This is a genomic window from Streptomyces coeruleoprunus, assembly GCF_039542925.1.
Taxonomy (GTDB): Bacteria; Actinomycetota; Actinomycetes; order Streptomycetales; family Streptomycetaceae; genus Streptomyces; species Streptomyces coeruleoprunus.
The window spans coordinates 6,193,759-6,212,712 of sequence record NZ_BAABIT010000001.1; the positions used below are offsets into that span (position 1 = coordinate 6,193,759).

An 18,954-nucleotide genomic window follows, 5' to 3' on the forward strand; every position below is an offset into this window, starting at 1 on the left:
ACAGCCAGCCCGGAAGGCACGAAGAGCCATGGCGCTCGCGGCCCAGCCCGAACCCGGAAGGCACCCCGACCCGCCCCTGCGGGGCGCACTCGCCACCACCGCCTGCATGGAGACCCTCCAAGTCGGCTACCTCCACGCCGTCGCGGCCGCCGCCGGATGCACCCTCTCCCAGCCCTTCCCCGACAACGGCATCGACTGGCACCTCAGCCACAGCGCCCCCGGACACGCCGTCGACGACGAGGTCACCATCAAGGTCCAGCTCAAGGCGACCTACCAGATCCCCCCACGACCCCCCGGCGCCGCCTTCTCCTTCACCCTCGACAACGACCACCTGGTGAAGCTCGCCCGCACCCCCGTCGCCGTCCACAAGATCCTCGTCGTCATGCTCGTCCCCCGCAGCCGCGACGAATGGCTCCACGCCGGACACGACCGACTCGACCTGCGCCACTGCTGCTACTGGACCAACCTCGCCGGACACCCCGTCACCGGCAGACGGCGCACGACCGTCCGCATACCCACCACACGGATCTTCGACGACCGGGCCCTCTGCGAGATCATGACCCGCGTCGGGGCGGGAGGGAGACCCTGATGCAGCACCGGCCCACCGACGTCGACCCACGCGTGCTCGGCGCGCTCCTCGACCGCCACGGCTGGCGCCGCCGCGGCGGAGCCGCCGGACACTACAGCCGCTGGACCCCACCCGGACCCGCCGCCGGCACCACCAGCCTCCTCGTCCCCGAGAGCCGCGCCTTCCCCGACTGCGACGACCTCCTCGCCGAAGCCCTCGCCGCCCTCGCCCGCAGCCCCGCCCCCTGCGCCCGCGACGTCCTCACCGGCCTGGCCCGCCCCAGCGACGAGATCCGCTGGTGGCACGACACCCCGGGCCCCGCCACCGGCGCCCCCGCCCCCTGGGCCCAGCAGGAACGGCTCCGCTCCGCCGCCCGCCAGATCCTCCTCGCCGCCGCCCTCGCCGTACGCGGCCGCGCCCGCTACCACGGCGCACGCCACCGCCGGCACGCCCAGACCCTGCTCTCCGGCCTCCTCGTCGGCACCGCGCCCGACGGCCCCGGCCTCACCGCCTTCATCCCCGTCGACCCCGGCCGCGCCCTCACGGAACGCCTCTACCACGCCCTCTACGCCACCCGCGACGCCATCGACTACCAGCGCGCCACCGGCGGACCCGAAGCCTTCGACGCCGCCGTCGCCGCCGGCGTCAGCCGCGAACTCACCGAGGCGATCGTCGCCCTCGTCCGCGGCACCGAAGGAGCCACCATCACCCTCGCCTGGGCCCCCGCCGCCGGCCCGCCCGCAGGCTGCGCCGCCCACCCCGAACCCGTCGAGTTCACCCCCGGCGACCTCCCCGCCCTGCGCGCCGCCGGCATCCGCTACCGCCAGGACGAGCCCGCCCTCCCGGTACGCGTCACCGGCACCGTCGTCCGCATGCGCCGCTCCGGCCCCCACGGGCCCGGCACCGTCCGGCTCCGCGTCCTGGCCGGCGTCGACGTCCCCCACATCCGGGCCGCCCTCGACGAGGACGCCTACCGCACCGCGGGCCACGCCCACCTCGCCGGACTGCCCATCCGCCTGTCCGGACGGTTGGAGAGCCGGGGTGGCTTCCGGCGGCTCACCGACGCCACCGAGGTGGAGCCGGTCCAGGTGGACGAGGCGGAGCGGGACCGGCTGATGAAGGCGCTCGACGAGGACTGCTGAGCGGGACCGGCGGAGCCGCAAACCGTTTCGCGAGGGGGCGGGGCGGCTCGGTACCATGCCAGAACCTATTGCGTACGCACTCACCTCCGCGTACGTCCCCCTTCAGGCAGGAGAGACCGGTGTCAGACGTCCGTGTGATCATCCAACGCGATTCCGAGCGGGAAGAGCGCGTGGTGACGACGGGCACTACGGCCGCCGACCTCTTCGCCGGCGAGCGCAGCATCGTCGCGGCCCGCGTGAACGGTGAGCTGAAGGACCTCGCGTACGAGGTCCAGGACGGCGAGACCGTCGAGGGCGTCGAGATCACCTCCGAGGACGGCCTCAACATCCTGCGCCACTCCACCGCGCACGTCATGGCCCAGGCCGTCCAGGAGCTGTTCCCGGAGGCCAAGCTCGGCATCGGCCCGCCGGTCAAGGACGGCTTCTACTACGACTTCGACGTGGACAAGCCGTTCACGCCCGAGGATCTCAAGGCCATCGAGAAGAAGATGCAGGAGATCCAGAAGCGCGGCCAGAAGTTCGCCCGCCGCGTCGTGACCGACGAGGCCGCCCGCGAGGAGCTGGCGAACGAGCCGTACAAGCTGGAGCTCATCGGCCTCAAGGGCTCGGCCTCCAGCGAGGACGGCGCGGACGTCGAGGTGGGCGCCGGCGAGCTGACCATCTACGACAACCTGGACGCCAAGACCGGCGAGCTGTGCTGGAAGGACCTCTGCCGGGGCCCGCACCTGCCGTCGACCCGGGCCATCCCGGCGTTCAAGCTGATGCGGAACGCCGCCGCGTACTGGCGCGGCAGCGAGAAGAACCCGATGCTCCAGCGCATCTACGGCACCGCGTGGCCGTCCAAGGACGAGCTGAAGGCGCACCTGGACTTCCTCGCCGAGGCCGAGAAGCGCGACCACCGCAAGCTCGGCAACGAGCTGGACCTCTTCTCCATCCCGGAGCAGATCGGCTCCGGCCTCGCCGTCTTCCACCCGCGTGGCGGCATCATCCGCCGGGTCATGGAGGACTACTCGCGGCGCCGCCACGAGGAGGAGGGCTACGAGTTCGTCTACACCCCGCACGCCACCAAGGGCCGTCTCTTCGAGACCTCCGGTCACCTGGACTGGTACGCCGAGGGCATGTACCCCCCCATGCAGCTCGACGAGGGCGTGGACTACTACCTGAAGCCCATGAACTGCCCGATGCACAACCTGATCTTCGACGCGCGGGGCCGCTCGTACCGCGAGCTGCCCTTGAGGTTGTTTGAATTCGGGACGGTGTATCGGTACGAGAAGTCGGGCGTCGTGCACGGCCTGACCCGTGCCCGGGGCTTCACCCAGGACGACGCGCACATCTACTGCACCAAGGAGCAGATGGCGGAGGAGCTCGACAAGACGCTCACCTTCGTCCTGAACCTGCTGCGCGACTACGGCCTGACCGACTTCTACCTGGAGCTGTCCACCAAGGACCCGGAGAAGTACGTCGGGTCGGACGAGATCTGGGAGGAGGCGACCGAGACCCTCCGCCAGGTGGCCGAGAAGCAGGGCCTGCCCCTCACCCCCGACCCGGGCGGCGCGGCCTTCTACGGCCCGAAGATCTCCGTCCAGGCGAAGGACGCGATCGGCCGTACCTGGCAGATGTCGACGGTCCAGCTGGACTTCAACCTGCCGGAGCGCTTCAACCTGGAGTACACGGCCGCGGACGGCACCAAGCAGCGTCCGGTCATGATCCACCGCGCGCTGTTCGGCTCCATCGAGCGGTTCTTCGCCGTGCTGCTGGAGCACTACGCGGGCGCCATGCCCCCGTGGCTGGCCCCGGTCCAGGCGGTCGGCATCCCGGTCGGCGACGCCCATGTCCCGTACCTCCAGGAGTTCGCCGCCGAGGCGAAGCGGAATGGCCTGCGGGTCGAGGTGGACGCCTCGTCGGACCGGATGCAGAAGAAGATCCGGAACCACCAGAAGCAGAAGACCCCGTTCATGATCATCGTCGGTGACGACGACATGAGCGCGGGCACGGTCTCCTTCCGCTACCGCGACGGCTCGCAGGAGAACGGCATCCCCAAGGCCGACGCCATCGCCAAGCTGGTCGACGTGGTGGAGCGCCGCGTCCAGGTCTGATCCGAAGCCTCCCGGCATCCAGGGGCGGTCCCGTCAAGGGGCCGCCCCTCGCCGCTTCTCCGGCTGCTCGCAGCACATATGCTGATCCGCATGACGAATGAGCCGGAGCAGCAGATCGGAGTGGGGACGCCGGACGCGTTCCAGCGCCTGTGGACCCCCCACCGGATGGCGTACATCCAGGGCGAGAACAAGCCGACCGGCTCGGGGGCGGACGACGGCTGCCCGTTCTGCACCATCCCGTCGAAGTCCGACGAGGACGGGCTGATCGTCGCGCGCGGCGAGAGCGTCTACGCGGTGCTCAACCTCTACCCGTACAACGGCGGCCACATGATGATCGTCCCGTTCCGGCACGTCGCCGACTACACGGAGCTGGACGAGGCCGAGACCGCGGAACTCGCCGAGTTCACCAAGCGCGGGATGACCGCGCTGCGGGCCGCCTCAGGGGCGCACGGCTTCAACCTGGGCATGAACCAGGGCGATGCCGCCGGTGCCGGGATCGCCGCTCACCTGCACCAGCACATCGTGCCCCGGTGGGGCGGTGACACGAACTTCATGCCGGTCGTCGGCCACACCAAGGTCCTGCCGCAGCTGCTCGCCGACACCCGCCGGATGCTGGCCGACGCCTGGCCGGCCGGCTCCTAGGTCGTGTCCGCAAAGTCCCGCCTGCCTGGAGGCGTCTGGCACGCCCGCTCGCGGCGTTGTCGTCACTCGCCGATGCTCCGCATCGACTCCCTCCTCCGCCTTGCGATCGCACGCACCAGACGCCTCCAGGCCCGCCCTTCGGGCGGACGACGCTACTTTGCGGACACTCCCTAGCGGACCTCAGGCGTCGTACACGTCGGCCTTCTTCGGCGCCGGGTCCGCGGTGAAGCTGCTGCCGGCCATCGCGCTGGTGTCCACGCCGTGCTCCTCCAGCACCTTGACGATCGCGGCGTGGACCGCGCGCATCACGGGCGTGGCGGCCCGTATGGCGTCGTCGGCCATGAAGCGGTGCTTCCAGGGCTGCTCCGCCCAGACGTGCCGCAGGCCGAAGGGCTCCGGCAGGACGATCTTGCCGCCGAGGAAGTCGAGGACCGGCGGGAACCAGGTCAGGGGGGCGCGGACGGCGAGGCGGACGACCTCGTTCGTCTCGATCAGGGGGAGCTTGATCTCCCTGGTCTCCCAGAAGCGGACGGTCTTGGCGACCTCCTTGGTCTTCGCGGCGGGCTTGCCCAGGAAGAGGGAGTGGACCGGGCCGAGCGCGTGTCCGGAGACCTCGATACGGAGGGTGTGCATCAGGGCCGTCACGGTGACCAGCATGGTGAGGACGAGCTGGCCGTCCCAGAGGACGAACTGCACGCCCAGGTAGTGGCGGTTGCCCTTGCCGAACTGGTTCTCGTTGCAGATGCGCTGTATCTCGTGCGGCTTCACCTGGTACATGACGATGTTCTCGCCGTCGGGGCGGGCGACCTCCTTGGCGCCGTCGCCGACGGGGGACACGATCCAGTGGGTGACCGACGGGGTGGGGAAGCCGGTCTTGAGGGAGCCGCGTTCCAGGAGCTTCAGCTGGTCGTGGATGGGGCGGATGACGTCCCAGGTGCGGAAGGCGTGGATCTCCTTGCCGTCACGGGGCTTGAGCTCCTCGGCGAGGTGCCAGCCGCCCCAGCGCGTGCCCATGCCGAGTATGCCGCGGGGGCCGGCGTAGAAGACGACGTTGGAGCGCTGTTCGGCGGTGAGTTTCTCCAGGGACTGGCGCAGTTCCTCGGCGGCGGTCTCGCCGGGGCTGCCGGGCACGGCCTCGGGGATCTTGGCGGCGACGCCGCCGCCGCTGAGGAGGGCGTCCCAGCGGGCGCGGAGGTCCTTGGCGGTGGTCTCGCAGACGCGTTTGGCGAGGAACCAGCCGATGACGGGGGCGACGATCATGGCCCGCACGTAGAGCGGGAGGAACCCGTCCACCGGCAGTTTGACGAGGACGAGCGCCGCGAGGACGCCGACGGCGACGAGGAGGCCGGTCCCGGCGGCTCCGGCCTTCTTGTTGGCCGCTCCCGCCATGGTGCGGCGGAGCTGGAAGACGGCCAGCCAGAGCAGCAGTCCCGGGAGGAACGCGACGCCGAAGACCAGGGTGATGAGGGTGAGGCGGATGTCGCGCTGCTTGCGGATGCGCAGGGCCGACAGGCAGTGCTCGACGACGGGCTGGGGTTCGGTGCCGAAGGACTGGATGAGGGGTTTGCGTCCGCCGCCGAGCATGCGGACGACGACGGCGCGGGCGAACGCCTCGCCGAGGTTCGGTTCGAAGAGCGAGAACTTGCCCTTCTTGACGGTCGATTCGTACCAGTCGTTGTTGGCCTTGAGGATGTCCTCGATCGGGCTGTCGCGGTAGGCCGCCGAGGCCAGGGCGTTCGTGGCCACCGTCTGTCCGGCCGAGCCCTGGAGCGGGATCTGTGCCCCGGGCCGAAACTGTCCATCGTCACTGCCGCCCCCATCGACGCGTGTGCCGCTGTCGCTGTCTGTTTCCCAACTCGGCGTCGGCGCACACCTGCTGAGCTGGGCACTACAGCCTATCGGGGTGGCGGGGCGCGTGTACGGGAACGGCCGGATGCCGCCCGTCGGAGGGGAGTCGGCGGGCGGCATCCGGTGTGGAGGGGGTCAGGTCCGGGCTATTTCTCGGTCTCCTCGCGGATCTTGTCGGCGATCTGGGGCGGCATGGGTTCGTGGCGGGCGTAGGAGCGGTCGAAGCGTCCGGTGCCGTGGGAGATGGAGCGGAGGTCGACGGCGTAGCGGCCGATCTCGATCTCGGGGACGTCGGCGCGGACGAGGGTCTGCCCGGGGCCCGCCTGTTCGGTGCCGACGACGCGGCCGCGGCGGCCGGAGAGGTCGCTCATGACGGGGCCGACGTACTCGTCGGGGACGAGGACCTGCAACTCGGCGACGGGTTCGAGGAGGTTGATGCGGGAGTCGGCGGCGGCTTCGCGCAGGGCGAGGGCGCCGGCGGTCTGGAACGCCGCGTCGGAGGAGTCCACGGAGTGGGCCTTGCCGTCGGTGAGGGTGACGCGGATGTCGACGAGGGGGTAGCCGGCGGCGACGCCCTTCGAGGCCTGGGCGCGTACGCCCTTCTCGACGGACGGGATGAACTGGCGGGGTACGGCTCCGCCGACGACCTTGTCGACGAACTCGACGCCGGATCCTGCGGGGAGGGGTTCGACCTCGATCTCGCAGATGGCGTACTGGCCGTGGCCGCCGGACTGCTTGACGTGCCGGCCGCGCGCCGCGGCCTTCTCGCCGAAGGTCTCGCGCAGGGCGACCTTGTGGGGGACGGCGTCGACCTGGACGCCGTAGCGGTTGCGGAGCCGTTCGAGGGCGACGTCCCGGTGGGCCTCGCCGAGGCACCAGAGGACCACCTGGTGGGTGTCCTGGTTCTGTTCGAGGCGCATGGTGGGGTCCTCGGCGGCGAGCCGGGCCAGACCCTGCGAGAGCTTGTCCTCGTCGGCCTTGCTGTGGGCGCGGATGGCGAGCGGCAGCAGCGGGTCGGGCATGGTCCACGGCTCCATGAGGAGCGGGTCGTCCTTCGAGGACAGGGTGTCGCCGGTCTCGGCGCGGGAGAGCTTGGCGACGCAGGCGAGGTCGCCGGCGATGCACTTGTTCAGCTGGCGCTGCTGTTTGCCGAAGGGCGTGAACAGGGCGCCGATGCGTTCGTCGACGTCGTGGTCCTCGTGGCCGCGGTCGGCCAGGCCGTGCCCGGAGACGTGGACGGTCTCGTCGGGGCGGAGGGTGCCGGAGAAGACGCGGACCAGGGAGATCCGGCCGACGTAGGGGTCGGAGGTGGTCTTGACGACTTCGGCGACGAGGGGCCCGTCGGGGTCGCAGGTGACCGCGGGGCGGGCCTTGCCCTCGGGGGTGGTGACGGTGGGCGCGGGCCGTTCGAGGGGCGTGGGGAAGCCGCGGGTGATCAGCTCCAGCAGCTCGACCGTGCCGAGGCCCTGTTTGCCGCCGGGGGCGGCGGGGGCTGCGGCGAGCACCGGGTGGAAGGTGCCGCGGGCGACGGCCTTCTCCAGGTCGTCGATGAGGGTCTTCAGGTCGATCTCCTCGCCGCCGAGGTAGCGGTCCATGAGGGACTCGTCCTCGCTCTCGGCGATGATGCCCTCGATGAGCCGGTTGCGGGCCTCCTCGATGAGGGCGGCCTGCCCGTCGTCCGGCGGGTTCTCGACGCGCTCGCCGGAGGAGTAGTCGAAGATGCGGCGGGTCAGGAGCCCGACGAGGCCCGTGGCGGGGGCGTGTCCGTCGGCCGCCTCGGCGCCGAGCACGGGCAGGTAGAGGGGGAGCACCGCGTCGGGGTCGTCGCCGCCGAAGATCTCGCCGCAGATACGGGTGAGCTGGTCGAAGTCCGTACGGGCGGTGTCGAGGTGCGTGACGACGATGGCGCGGGGCATGCCGACGGCGGCGCACTCGTCCCACACCATGCGGGTGGCGCCGGCGACGGCGTCGGCCTCCTGGGCGGCCGAGACGACGAAGAGCGCGGCGTCGGCGGCGCGCAGGCCGGCCCGCAGTTCGCCGACGAAGTCGGCGTAGCCGGGGGCGTCGAGCAGGTTGATCTTGCAGCCGCCCCATTCGAGGGGGACGAGGGAGAGCTGTACGGACCGCTGCTGGCGGTGCTCGATCTCGTCGTAGTCGGAGAGCGAGGTGCCGTCCTCGACGCGGCCGGCCCGGTTGATGGCGCCGGCGGTGAGGGCGAGGGCCTCGACGAGGGTGGTCTTGCCGGATCCGCTGTGGCCGACCAGCACCACGTTCCGGATGGATGAGGGCTGGTCGGCCGTTACTGCCCTGCCGGCGGCCCCTGGGGTGTTCGCCTTGTCGCCCATGGTTCTTCCTCCCGATCGCAAGGTGGACGGTGAGGTGGGGGGCGCGGGCGCTGGGGGAGCGGCGTGGGCATGGGCCCCAGCCCTGTGCGGGGCAGCTCCGGCGGTGCCCGCGGTGGTCTTTCGAGCTTTCCACTCCGTTGGGGCTGCGTCCATACGTCGGACATACGCCGACGTCGGAGCGGTGCGACGGGTGCCCGGGGTGTCGTGGGGCGGTGCGTGGCTACGATGGGCGCGCCGGTGGCCGAAGGGGCCGCTCGGCCCACCGACCCCTCGGGAAGGCCATGCTGAACAAGTACGCGCGTGCGTTCTTCACGCGTGTTCTCACACCGTTCGCCGCGTTCCTCCTGCGTCGCGGGGTGAGCCCCGACGCGGTGACGCTCGTCGGTACGGCCGGGGTGGTGGCGGGTGCGCTGGTCTTCTTCCCGCGCGGGGAGTTCTTCTGGGGCACGATCGTCATCACGCTGTTCGTGTTCTCCGACCTGGTCGACGGCAACATGGCGCGGCAGGCGGGGATCTCCAGCCGGTGGGGCGCGTTCCTGGACTCGACCCTGGACCGGGTGGCGGACGGCGCGATCTTCGGCGGGTTCGCCCTGTGGTACGCGGGCGGCGGCGACGACAATGTCCTGTGTGCCGTGTCGATCTTCTGCCTGGCGAGCGGCCAGGTCGTGTCGTACACGAAGGCGCGGGGTGAGTCGATCGGGCTGCCGGTCGCGGTGAGCGGCCTGGTGGAGCGGGCGGAGCGGCTGGTGATCTCGCTGGTCGCGGCCGGTCTGGCCGGGCTGCACGGGTTCGGTGTGCCGGGCATCCAGGTGCTGCTGCCGATCGCGCTGTGGGTGGTGGCCGTGGGCAGCGCGGTGACGCTGGGGCAGCGGGTGGTGACGGTGCGCCGTGAGGCGGCGGAGGCCGACGCGGCGACCGGTGGGGGTTCTCCGAGGGGGAGTGAGGCCACGTCATGAGCGGGGCGAAGGACCGGTTGACGGACGCGCTGTACGGGCTGGGCTGGGGGACGGTGAAGAAGCTCCCCGAGCCGGTCGCGGCCGGTCTCGGCCGCCGTATCGCGGACACGGCGTGGAAGCGGCGCGGCAAGGGCGTCCTGCGGCTTGAGGCGAACTTGGCGCGGGTCGTGCCGGACGCCTCGCCGGCGCGCCTGGCGGAGCTGTCGCGGGCGGGGATGCGCTCGTACATGCGGTACTGGATGGAGTCGTTCCGGCTGCCGACGTGGAGCCAGGAGCGGGTGCGGCACGCCTTCGACATCAAGGACGTGCACTACCTGACGGACGGGCTCGCGGCCGGGAACGGCGTGATCCTGGCGCTGCCGCACCTGGCGAACTGGGACCTGGCGGGCGTGTGGGTGACCCGCGCGCTCGGGGTGCCGTTCACGACGGTCGCCGAGCGGCTGAAGCCGGAGACGCTGTACGACCGGTTCGTGGCGTACCGCGAGTCGCTGGGCATGGAGGTGCTGCCGCACACCGGTGGGGCGGCCTTCGCGACGCTGGCGCGGCGGCTGCGGTCGGGTGGGCTCGTGTGCCTGGTCGCGGACCGGGACCTGTCCGCGTCGGGTGTCGAGGTGGAGTTCTTCGGCGAGACGGCGCGGATGCCGGCGGGTCCCGCGCTGCTGGCCCAGCAGACCGGGGCGCTGCTGCTGCCGGTGACGCTCTGGTACGACGACTCGCCGGTGATGAAGGGGCGGGTGCACCCGCCCGTCGACGTACCGGAGTCAGGTACGCGGGCCGAGAAGACGTCTGTCATGACGCAGGCGCTGGCCGAGGCCTTCGCCGGCGGTATCGCCGACCACCCGGAGGACTGGCACATGCTGCAGCGGCTGTGGCTCGCGGATCTCGACGAGCGGCGGGAGGAGGCGCGCCCGTGAGGATCGGCATCGTCTGCCCGTACTCCTGGGACGTGCCGGGCGGCGTCCAGTTCCACATCCGGGACCTGGCCGAGCACCTGATCCGGCTGGGTCACGAGGTGTCGGTGCTGGCGCCCGCGGACGACGAGACGCCGCTGCCGCCGTACGTCGTGTCGGCGGGGCGGGCCGTGCCCGTGCCGTACAACGGCTCGGTGGCCCGGCTGAACTTCGGGTTCCTGAGCGCGGCCCGGGTGCGCCGCTGGCTCCACGACGGCACGTTCGACGTGATCCACATCCACGAGCCGGCGTCGCCGTCGCTGGGCCTGCTGGCCTGCTGGGCGGCGCAGGGCCCGATCGTGGCCACGTTCCACACCTCGAACCCCCGGTCGCGGGCCATGATCGCGGCGTACCCGATCCTCCAGCCCGCCCTGGAGAAGATCAGCGCCCGGATCGCGGTGAGCGAGTACGCGCGCCGCACGCTCGTCGAGCACCTGGGCGGGGACGCGGTGGTCATCCCCAACGGCGTCGACGTCGACTTCTTCGCGCGCGCCGAGCCGAAGGCCGCGTGGCAGGGCGAGACCCTCGGGTTCATCGGCCGGATCGACGAGCCCCGCAAGGGCCTGCCGGTGCTGATGAGGGCCCTGCCGAAGATCTTCGCGGCCCGCCCGCAGGCGCGGCTGCTGGTGGCGGGGCGGGGCGACGAGGAGGAGGCCGTCGCGTCGCTGCCGCGGGAGCTGCGGCAGCGGGTGGAGTTCCTCGGCATGGTCAGCGACGAGGACAAGGCGCGGCTGCTGCGCAGCGTCGACGTGTACGTGGCGCCCAACACCGGCGGGGAGAGCTTCGGCATCATCCTGGTGGAGGCGATGTCGGCGGGTGCTCCGGTCCTGGCGAGCGACCTGGACGCGTTCGCGCAGGTCCTGGACCGGGGAGCGGCCGGCGAGCTGTTCGCCAACGAGGACGCGGACGCCCTGGCGGACGCGGCGATCCGGCTGCTGGGCGACGAGGCCCGCCGCACGGAACTGCGGGAGCGGGGCAGCGCCCACGTACGCCGCTTCGATTGGTCGACGGTCGGCGCGGACATCCTCGCGGTGTACGAGACGGTGACGGACGGCGCGGCATCGGTGGCCGCGGACGACCGCGTCACGGGCCTGCGCGCCCGGTGGGGGCTGGCGCGGGACTGAGCCGGAGACCCGGCTGTTCCCGCGGGGGCGGCCGATGAGGGAGGGGCGTGTGGGGCGGGATGTCCGGGTACGGCGGTTGGACCTGGGCCACTTCGTGCGGCCCGCCGAGGAGACCGGTACGGGGCAGCCGCGGGTCGAGCCCGTGCTGGCCTACCTCGTACGGCACGAGGCGGGGCTGCTGCTCTTCGACACCGGCATCGGCGGCGGCGACCCCGCGACGGAGGCGCACTACCGGCCGCGCCGCAAGGACCTGCGCGGCGCGCTCGCGGCCGCCGGAGCCGCACCGGACGACGTCGACCTCGTCGTGAACTGCCACCTCCACTTCGACCACTGCGGCGGCAACCGCCTGCTGCCGGGCCGGCCCGTGGTCGTCCAGCGCCGTGAGCTGGCCGCCGCGCGGGCCGGCGGCCACACCATCGACGGCCTGGTCGACTTCCCCGGCGCACGCCACGAGGAGCTGGACGGCGAGGCCGAGCTGTGGCCCGGCGTGCACGTCGTACCGACACCCGGGCACACCGACGGCCACCAGTCGCTGGTCGTGCGCACCGACCGGGGCGTCACCGTCCTCGCGGGCCAGGCACGTGACACGGCGTCCGACTTCGCGTCGGACGAGATGGCCCGGCGGGCGGCGCTCGACGAACCGGGCGGCTCCTGGCCCCCGTACCCGGGCTGGCTCGACCGGCTGGCCGCCTTCGGGCCGGGGCGCGTGCTGTTCGCCCATGACCGCTCGGTGTGGGAAGGGACGCTGCCGGGGCCCGGGTAGCCTGTGCGCCCGTGACCGTAACGCTGATCTGGATCGCCGTCGCCCTCTTCGCCATCGGCCTGTACCTGAGCTGGACCGCGGGGCGCCTCGACCGGCTGCACGCCCGGATCGACGCCGCCCGCGCCGCGCTCGACGCGCAGTTGCTGCGCCGGGCGTCGGTCGCCCAGGAGCTGGCCACTTCCGGGATCCTCGACCCGGCGGCGTCGATCGTCCTCTACCAGGCCGCGCACGCCGCCCGGCAGGCCGAGGAGGAGCAGCGGGAGGTCGCCGAGAGCGAACTGAGCCAGGCGCTGCGCGCGGTGTTCGGCGAGCCGGAGCAGATGGAGGCCGTACGGGAGGCGCCCGGCGGCGAGGAGGCGGCCGGCGAACTGGCCGCGGCGGTGCGCAGGGTGCCGATGGCGCGGCGCTTCCACAACGACGCGGTGCGGGCGGCGCGGGCGCTGCGCCGCCACCGCAAGGTGCGCTGGTTCCGGCTGGCGGGGCACGCCCCGTTCCCGATGGCCTTCGAGATGGACGACGAGCCCCCGACGGCCCTGGCGGACCGGGCGGCGTAGGGGCCGACCGGCGGAGCCGACCCCCACGGCACCGAGCCGGCGACCCGCGCGGCACCGAGCCGGCGACCCGCGCGGCACCGAGCCGGCGACCCGCGCGGCACCGAGCCGGCGACCCGCGCGGCACCCGGCCGGCGGCGGGGCGGCTAGGCACCCGGTCAGCGGCGGGGCGGCTTGGCAGCGGTCGGCGGCGGGGCCGCATGGCACCGACCGGCGGCCGGGCGGCTCGGCACCCGGTCGGCGGCGGGTCGGCATGGCACTGGTCGGCGGCGGGGCTGCGCGGCACCGGTCGGCGGCCAGTCCGCTCGGCATCGACCGGCGGCGGGCCCACAGCGGCACCCGGCTGGGCCGCCCCAGGCCACAGGCCGGGCCGCCCCAGGCCACAGGTGGCCTTGGAACCGGATCTTCCAAGGGCCGGTGAGGCGGATGCGGACCGCTCGGAGGCGCCGGATCGGCTGATCCGGGCCGAAAACGAGCCACCTCCTCACCATTGGCCCTTGCTGTGGCCTGCGCGGTCCAGGTTTCCTCCTTGTGTTGTCCCCGGGCCTCGTGCCCGCCCCGTTTCTGAGTGAGGTCCTCCGTGTCCACCACGCCCACCACCACCCCCCAGTCCCCCGAGACCGGCACCGCCCGCGTGAAGCGCGGCATGGCCGAGCAGCTCAAGGGCGGCGTGATCATGGACGTCGTCACGCCGGAGCAGGCCAAGATCGCCGAGGACGCCGGCGCCGTCGCCGTCATGGCCCTCGAGCGCGTCCCCGCCGACATCCGCAAGGACGGCGGCGTCGCCCGCATGTCCGACCCGGACATGATCGAAGGCATCATCGACGCCGTCTCGATCCCGGTCATGGCCAAGTCCCGCATCGGCCACTTCGTCGAGGCCCAGGTCCTGCAGTCCCTCGGCGTCGACTACATCGACGAGTCCGAGGTCCTGACCCCCGCCGACGAGGTCAACCACTCCGACAAGTGGGCGTTCACCACCCCCTTCGTCTGCGGCGCCACCAACCTGGGCGAGGCCCTGCGCCGTATCGCCGAGGGCGCGGCCATGATCCGCTCCAAGGGCGAGGCCGGCACCGGCAACGTCGTCGAGGCCGTCCGCCACCTGCGCCAGATCAAGAACGAGATCGCCAAGCTGCGCGGCTTCGACAACAACGAGCTGTACGCCGCCGCCAAGGAGCTGCGCGCCCCGTACGAGCTGGTCAAGGAGGTCGCCGAGCTGGGCAAGCTGCCGGTCGTGCTGTTCTCCGCCGGTGGCGTGGCCACCCCGGCCGACGCCGCTCTGATGCGCCAGCTGGGCGCCGAGGGCGTCTTCGTCGGCTCCGGCATCTTCAAGTCCGGCGACCCGGCCAAGCGCGCCGCCGCCATCGTGAAGGCCACCACCTTCTACGACGACCCGAAGATCATCGCCGACGCGTCCCGCAACCTGGGCGAGGCCATGGTGGGCATCAACTGCGACACCCTCCCCGAGGCCGAGCGCTACGCGAACCGGGGCTGGTAACAGCCATGAGCAGCACCCCCGTGATCGGCGTCCTGGCCCTCCAGGGCGACGTACGGGAGCACCTGATCGCCCTGGCCGCGGCGGACGCCGTGGCCAGGCCGGTCCGGCGCCCCGAAGAGCTCGCCGAGGTCGACGGCCTCGTCATCCCCGGCGGCGAGTCCACCACCATGTCCAAGCTGGCCACGGTCTTCGGCATGCTGGAGCCGCTGCGTGAGCGGATCGCCGCGGGCATGCCCGTCTACGGCACCTGCGCCGGCCTGATCATGCTCGCCGACAAGATCCTCGACCCGCGCTCGGGCCAGGAGACGCTCGGCGGCATCGACATGATCGTGCGCCGCAACGCCTTCGGCCGGCAGAACGAGTCGTTCGAGGCGTCCGTCGAGGTCGCCGGCATCGACGGCCCCGTGGAGGGCGTCTTCATCCGCGCCCCGTGGGTCGAGTCGGTCGGCGCGACCGCCGAGGTCGTCGCCGAGTACGACGGTCACATCGTCGCCGTCCGCCAGGGCAACGCCCTCGCGACGTCGTTCCACCCCGAGCTGACCGGTGACCACCGGGTGCACGCCCTGTTCGTCGACATGGTGCGCGCCGCGCTCTGACGAGATCCCGGTAGGATCTCTGGGGTTCGTTCTGATTTTGGTTACGCGAAGGAGACAGGCAGATGTCCGGCCACTCTAAATGGGCTACGACGAAGCACAAGAAGGCCGTGATCGATGCCAAGCGCGGCAAGCTCTTCGCGAAGCTGATCAAGAACATCGAGGTCGCGGCCCGTACGGGCGGCGCCGACCCCGACGGCAACCCGACGCTGTTCGACGCCATCCAGAAGGCGAAGAAGAGCTCCGTGCCGAACAAGAACATCGACTCCGCGGTCAAGCGCGGCGCCGGCCTGGAGGCCGGTGGCGCCGACTACGAGACGATCATGTACGAGGGTTACGGCCCGAACGGTGTCGCGGTGCTCATCGAGTGCCTCACCGACAACCGCAACCGCGCCGCCTCGGACGTCCGTGTCGCCATGACCCGCAACGGCGGCTCGATGGCCGACCCGGGCTCGGTGTCGTACCTCTTCAACCGCAAGGGCGTCGTCGTCCTCCCCAAGGGCGAGCTGACCGAGGACGACGTGCTCGGCGCCGTCCTGGACGCCGGTGCCGAGGAGGTCAACGACCTCGGCGAGAACTTCGAGGTGATCAGCGAGGCCACCGACCTCGTCGCGGTCCGCACCGCCCTCCAGGAGGCCGGCATGGACTACGAGTCGGCCGAGGCCAGCTTCGTCCCGACCATGCAGGTCGAGCTGGACGAGGAGGGCGCGAAGAAGATCTTCAAGCTGATCGACGCGCTCGAGGACAGCGACGACGTGCAGAACGTCTTCGCCAACTTCGACGTCTCCGACGACGTGATGGCCAAGGTCGACGCCTGACCCACCCGCATCAGCGCGACGGGCCGACGGGAACACACCCCGTCGGCCCGTCGCGTTGTCAGTGGCACCGGCTAGCCTGCACAAACAGCTGAACAGCCGAGCGAAGGAGGGGTGCGTGCGCGTTCTCGGGGTGGACCCAGGCCTGACGCGGTGCGGTGTCGGCGTCGTCGAAGGGGTCGCCGGACGCCCGCTGACCATGCTCGGCGTCGGCGTCGTCCGCACCCCCGCGGACGCCGACACGGGCCACCGCCTCGTCGCCGTCGAGCGGGGCATCGAGGAGTGGCTGGACACGCACCGGCCCGAAGTCGTCGCCGTCGAGCGCGTGTTCAGCCAGCACAACGTCCGTACGGTGATGGGCACGGCGCAGGCCAGCGCCGTCGCGATGCTGTGCGCGTCGCGCCGCGGCATCCCCGTCGTCCTGCACACGCCGAGCGAGGTCAAGGCCGCCGTCACCGGCAGCGGCCGCGCCGACAAGGCGCAGGTCGGCGCCATGGTCACCCGGCTGCTGCGGCTCGACGCCCCGCCGAAGCCGGCCGACGCCGCCGACGCCCTCGCCCTCGCCATCTGCCACATCTGGCGCGCGCCCGCGCAGAACCGGCTCCAGCAGGCCGTCGCCGCCCACCGCGCCCACCACGCCCGAGCCATGAAAGGCCGTACCGCATGATCGCCTTCGTGAGCGGACCCGTCGCCGCCCTCGCCCCGACCACCGCGGTGATCGAGGTCGGCGGCGTCGGCATGGCCGTCCAGTGCACGCCGAACACGCTGTCGACCCTGAGGATGGGTCAGGAGGCCCGTCTCGCCACGTCGTTGGTCGTACGGGAGGACTCGCTCACCCTGTACGGCTTCGCCGACGACGACGAGCGGCAGGTCTTCGAACTGCTCCAGACCGCCAGCGGCGTCGGCCCGCGCCTCGCCCAGGCCATGCTCGCCGTGCACACCCCGGACGCGCTGCGCGTCGCGGTCGCCACCGGCGACGAGAAGGCCCTCACGGCCGTGCCCGGCATCGGCAAGAAGGGCGCCCAGAAGCTGCTGTTGGAGCTGAAGGACCGGCTCGGCGAACCGACCGGCGCGCACACCGCCGCACCGGCCGCCGCCGCGGGCCCCGCGGCGTGGCGCGACCAGCTGCACACCGCGCTCATCGGCCTGGGCTACGCCACCCGCGAGGCCGACGACGCGGTGGCCGCCGTCGCCCCGCAGGCCGAGGCCGCGGCCGGCGCACCGCACATCGGGCAGCTCCTCAAGGCCGCCCTCCAGACCCTCAACCGCACCCGCTGACCGACGAGGCATCCACTGTGAACTGGGACGACACCCCACCCACCGGCGACGAGGCCGCCTCCGAGCGGCTGGTCGGCGCCTCCGCCGACGGCGAGGACCAGGCCGTCGAGGCGGCCCTGCGCCCCAAGTCGCTGGACGAGTTCGTCGGCCAGGAGCGCGTCCGCGAGCAGCTGGACCTCGTCCTCAAAGCCGCCCGCGCCCGGGGCGCCACCGCCGACCACGTCCTGCTGTCCGGCGCACCCGGCCTCGGCAAGACCACCCTCTCCATGATCATCGCGGCGGAGATGGGCGCCCCGATCCGCATCACCTCCGGCCCCGCCATCCAGCACGCCGGCGACCTCGCCGCGATCCTCTCCTCCCTCCAGGAGGGCGAGGTCCTCTTCCTCGACGAGATCCACCGGATGTCCCGGCCCGCCGAGGAGATGCTCTACATGGCGATGGAGGACTTCCGCGTCGACGTCATCGTCGGCAAGGGCCCCGGCGCCACGGCCATCCCCCTCGAACTGCCGCCGTTCACCCTGGTCGGCGCCACCACCCGGGCCGGACTCCTGCCCCCGCCGCTGCGCGACCGGTTCGGCTTCACCGCCCACATGGAGTTCTACGCCCCGGCCGAGCTGGAGCGCGTCGTCCACCGCTCGGCCCGGCTCCTCGACGTCGACATCGACGCCGACGGCGCCGCCGAGATCGCCGGCCGCTCCCGCGGCACGCCCCGCATCGCCAACCGGCTGCTGCGCCGCGTCCGGGACTACGCGCAGGTCAGGGCCGACGGAGTGATCACCCGCGAGATCGCCGCGACGGCGCTCGGGGTGTACGAGGTCGACGGCCGCGGCCTGGACCGACTGGACCGCGCCGTGCTGGAGGCCCTGCTCAAGCTGTTCGGCGGCGGACCCGTCGGCCTGTCCACGCTGGCCGTGGCCGTGGGGGAGGAGCGCGAGACGGTCGAGGAGGTCGCCGAGCCCTTCCTCGTACGGGAGGGACTGCTGGCCCGCACCCCGCGCGGCCGGGTCGCGACGCCCGCCGCGTGGGCGCACCTGGGACTCGTACCGCCGCAGGCCGGGGCCACGGGCGGGGGGCAGGGGCAGCTCTTCGGGGCGTGACGGCATCGTGACGGCGCGGGGACTCGCGACGGCGGGAACCGGGGTGGGATGCTGGGCGTTGTTCCATCGATGCGGACTCGCCTAGACTCCGCCGATGCCGCCCTTTCAGGTCGGCGTGCCCACCCCCGTAGATCAGGCCGCTCACCAGCGCGGTCGTGCGAAGGAATTCCGTCCCGTGGATAACATCGGCGTGCTTCTCCCCTTCATCGTGCTCATCGGGGCCATGTTCCTGATGACCCGCTCTGCGAAGAAAAAGCAGCAGCAGGCCATGGAAATGCGCAACCAGATGCAGCCCGGCACCGGCGTGCGGACGATCGGGGGGATGTACGCCACCGTCAAGGAAGTCGGCGACGACACCGTCCTTCTGGAGGTCGCGCCCGGCGTCCACGCCGTCTACGCGAAGAACGCGGTCGGCGCCGTCCTCGACGACGAGGAGTACAACCGGATCGTCCACGGCGACACCGGCTCGGACACCGACGGGGACCCGGAGTCCGACCTGCCGGCCGTTCCGGACGACGCCTCCTCGCTGACCGAGCCCGCCGCCGACGCGGACGCCAAGCCGGACCTCACCAAGAAGGCCGACGCCGACGACGCGCCCAAGGACGGCAAGGCCGACGGCGAGACCGACGCGAAGTAGTCACGTTCGGGGACCACTGGACGCCCACCGGTGTCCAGCGGTCCCCGGATCGCG

At 72.2% G+C, this 18,954-nt stretch carries 18 protein-coding genes; 16 read left to right on the forward strand and 2 right to left on the reverse strand.

All coding sequences use genetic code 11. From position 1 onward, the window contains the following. Positions 1-28: 28 nt before the first annotated feature. The 4 genes from ABEB09_RS27815 (at position 29) to ABEB09_RS27830 (ending at position 4,448) form a co-directional block, all read left to right on the forward strand. Complete coding sequence (locus ABEB09_RS27815) at positions 29-589, forward strand: DUF4365 domain-containing protein (protein WP_345692650.1); 561 nt, start codon at positions 29-31, stop codon at positions 587-589. Further along, a complete protein-coding gene (locus ABEB09_RS27820; protein WP_345692651.1) occupies positions 589-1,710 on the forward strand; it encodes a hypothetical protein in 1,122 nt (373 codons plus the stop codon). The genes ABEB09_RS27815 and ABEB09_RS27820 overlap by 1 nt, the downstream gene beginning before the upstream one ends. A gap of 119 nt (positions 1,711-1,829) precedes the next feature. After that, entirely contained in the window at positions 1,830-3,806 is a 1,977-nt protein-coding gene (thrS, locus tag ABEB09_RS27825) for a threonine--tRNA ligase (protein ID WP_345692652.1), read from the forward strand. 78 nt (positions 3,807-3,884) lie between these two features. After that, entirely contained in the window at positions 3,885-4,448 is a 564-nt protein-coding gene (locus ABEB09_RS27830) for an HIT family protein (protein ID WP_345692653.1), read from the forward strand. A 180-nt stretch (positions 4,449-4,628) separates the two neighbouring features. On the opposite strand, the gene ABEB09_RS27835 is transcribed toward ABEB09_RS27830, so the two are convergent. After that, positions 4,629-6,194: a hypothetical protein gene (locus ABEB09_RS27835; protein WP_345692654.1), complete on the reverse strand. Its 1,566-nt coding sequence runs from the start codon at positions 6,192-6,194 to the stop codon at positions 4,629-4,631. 248 nt (positions 6,195-6,442) lie between these two features. Continuing rightward, entirely contained in the window at positions 6,443-8,641 is a 2,199-nt protein-coding gene (locus tag ABEB09_RS27840; protein WP_345692655.1) for an elongation factor G-like protein EF-G2, read from the reverse strand. Positions 8,642-8,922: 281 nt separating this feature from the next. On the opposite strand from ABEB09_RS27840, the gene pgsA reads away from it, so the two are divergent. The 12 genes from pgsA to yajC all read left to right on the forward strand — a co-directional run bounded on the left by pgsA (position 8,923) and on the right by yajC (position 18,900). Beyond that, complete coding sequence (pgsA, locus tag ABEB09_RS27845) at positions 8,923-9,597, forward strand: phosphatidylinositol phosphate synthase (RefSeq protein WP_345692656.1); 675 nt, start codon at positions 8,923-8,925, stop codon at positions 9,595-9,597. Then, on the forward strand, positions 9,594-10,511 hold the full coding sequence (locus ABEB09_RS27850) for a phosphatidylinositol mannoside acyltransferase (protein ID WP_345692657.1): 918 nt from the start codon (positions 9,594-9,596) through the stop codon (positions 10,509-10,511). Before pgsA ends, ABEB09_RS27850 begins: the two co-directional genes overlap by 4 nt. Beyond that, positions 10,508-11,671, forward strand: coding sequence for a glycosyltransferase family 4 protein (locus ABEB09_RS27855; protein ID WP_345692658.1), 1,164 nt, complete (start codon positions 10,508-10,510; stop codon positions 11,669-11,671). The genes ABEB09_RS27850 and ABEB09_RS27855 overlap by 4 nt, the downstream gene beginning before the upstream one ends. A gap of 49 nt (positions 11,672-11,720) precedes the next feature. Continuing rightward, complete coding sequence (locus ABEB09_RS27860; RefSeq protein ID WP_345692659.1) at positions 11,721-12,434, forward strand: N-acyl homoserine lactonase family protein; 714 nt, start codon at positions 11,721-11,723, stop codon at positions 12,432-12,434. 11 nt (positions 12,435-12,445) lie between these two features. Next, positions 12,446-12,988: a LemA family protein gene (locus ABEB09_RS27865; protein WP_345692660.1), complete on the forward strand. Its 543-nt coding sequence runs from the start codon at positions 12,446-12,448 to the stop codon at positions 12,986-12,988. A 577-nt stretch (positions 12,989-13,565) separates the two neighbouring features. Then, entirely contained in the window at positions 13,566-14,480 is a 915-nt protein-coding gene (gene pdxS / locus ABEB09_RS27870) for a pyridoxal 5'-phosphate synthase lyase subunit PdxS (protein ID WP_345692661.1), read from the forward strand. 5 nt (positions 14,481-14,485) lie between these two features. After that, a complete protein-coding gene (gene pdxT / locus ABEB09_RS27875) occupies positions 14,486-15,076 on the forward strand; it encodes a pyridoxal 5'-phosphate synthase glutaminase subunit PdxT (protein ID WP_345692662.1) in 591 nt (196 codons plus the stop codon). A 62-nt stretch (positions 15,077-15,138) separates the two neighbouring features. Continuing rightward, positions 15,139-15,891, forward strand: a complete 753-nt coding sequence (locus tag ABEB09_RS27880) for a YebC/PmpR family DNA-binding transcriptional regulator (protein ID WP_345692663.1) — start codon at positions 15,139-15,141, stop codon at positions 15,889-15,891. Between the two features lie 115 nt (positions 15,892-16,006). After that, positions 16,007-16,555 carry a crossover junction endodeoxyribonuclease RuvC gene (gene ruvC / locus ABEB09_RS27885; RefSeq protein WP_345692664.1) on the forward strand — a complete coding sequence of 183 codons (549 nt, stop codon included), beginning with the start codon at positions 16,007-16,009 and terminating at the stop codon, positions 16,553-16,555. Further along, a complete protein-coding gene (gene ruvA, locus ABEB09_RS27890) occupies positions 16,552-17,166 on the forward strand; it encodes a Holliday junction branch migration protein RuvA (RefSeq protein WP_345692665.1) in 615 nt (204 codons plus the stop codon). Before ruvC ends, ruvA begins: the two co-directional genes overlap by 4 nt. 17 nt (positions 17,167-17,183) lie before the next feature. Then, entirely contained in the window at positions 17,184-18,263 is a 1,080-nt protein-coding gene (gene ruvB / locus ABEB09_RS27895; protein ID WP_345692666.1) for a Holliday junction branch migration DNA helicase RuvB, read from the forward strand. Positions 18,264-18,486: 223 nt separating this feature from the next. Then, entirely contained in the window at positions 18,487-18,900 is a 414-nt protein-coding gene (gene yajC, locus ABEB09_RS27900) for a preprotein translocase subunit YajC (RefSeq protein WP_380840294.1), read from the forward strand. Positions 18,901-18,954: the final 54 nt, after the last annotated feature.

Bases quoted from the DNA above. Each gene is read 5' to 3' on its own strand.
- ABEB09_RS27815 (WP_345692650.1), top strand. From the start codon at position 29: ATGGCGCTCGCGGCCCAGCCCGAACCCGGAAGGCACCCCGACCCGCCC.
- ABEB09_RS27820 (WP_345692651.1), top strand. From the start codon at position 589: ATGCAGCACCGGCCCACCGACGTCGACCCACGCGTGCTCGGCGCGCTC.
- ABEB09_RS27830 (WP_345692653.1), top strand. From the start codon at position 3,885: ATGCTGATCCGCATGACGAATGAGCCGGAGCAGCAGATCGGAGTGGGG.
- ABEB09_RS27840 (WP_345692655.1), bottom strand. From the start codon at position 8,641: ATGGGCGACAAGGCGAACACCCCAGGGGCCGCCGGCAGGGCAGTAACG.
- pgsA (WP_345692656.1), top strand. From the start codon at position 8,923: ATGCTGAACAAGTACGCGCGTGCGTTCTTCACGCGTGTTCTCACACCG.
- ABEB09_RS27850 (WP_345692657.1), top strand. From the start codon at position 9,594: ATGAGCGGGGCGAAGGACCGGTTGACGGACGCGCTGTACGGGCTGGGC.
- pdxT (WP_345692662.1), top strand. From the start codon at position 14,486: ATGAGCAGCACCCCCGTGATCGGCGTCCTGGCCCTCCAGGGCGACGTA.
- ABEB09_RS27880 (WP_345692663.1), top strand. From the start codon at position 15,139: ATGTCCGGCCACTCTAAATGGGCTACGACGAAGCACAAGAAGGCCGTG.
- ruvA (WP_345692665.1), top strand. From the start codon at position 16,552: ATGATCGCCTTCGTGAGCGGACCCGTCGCCGCCCTCGCCCCGACCACC.
- yajC (WP_380840294.1), top strand. From the start codon at position 18,487: ATGTTCCTGATGACCCGCTCTGCGAAGAAAAAGCAGCAGCAGGCCATG.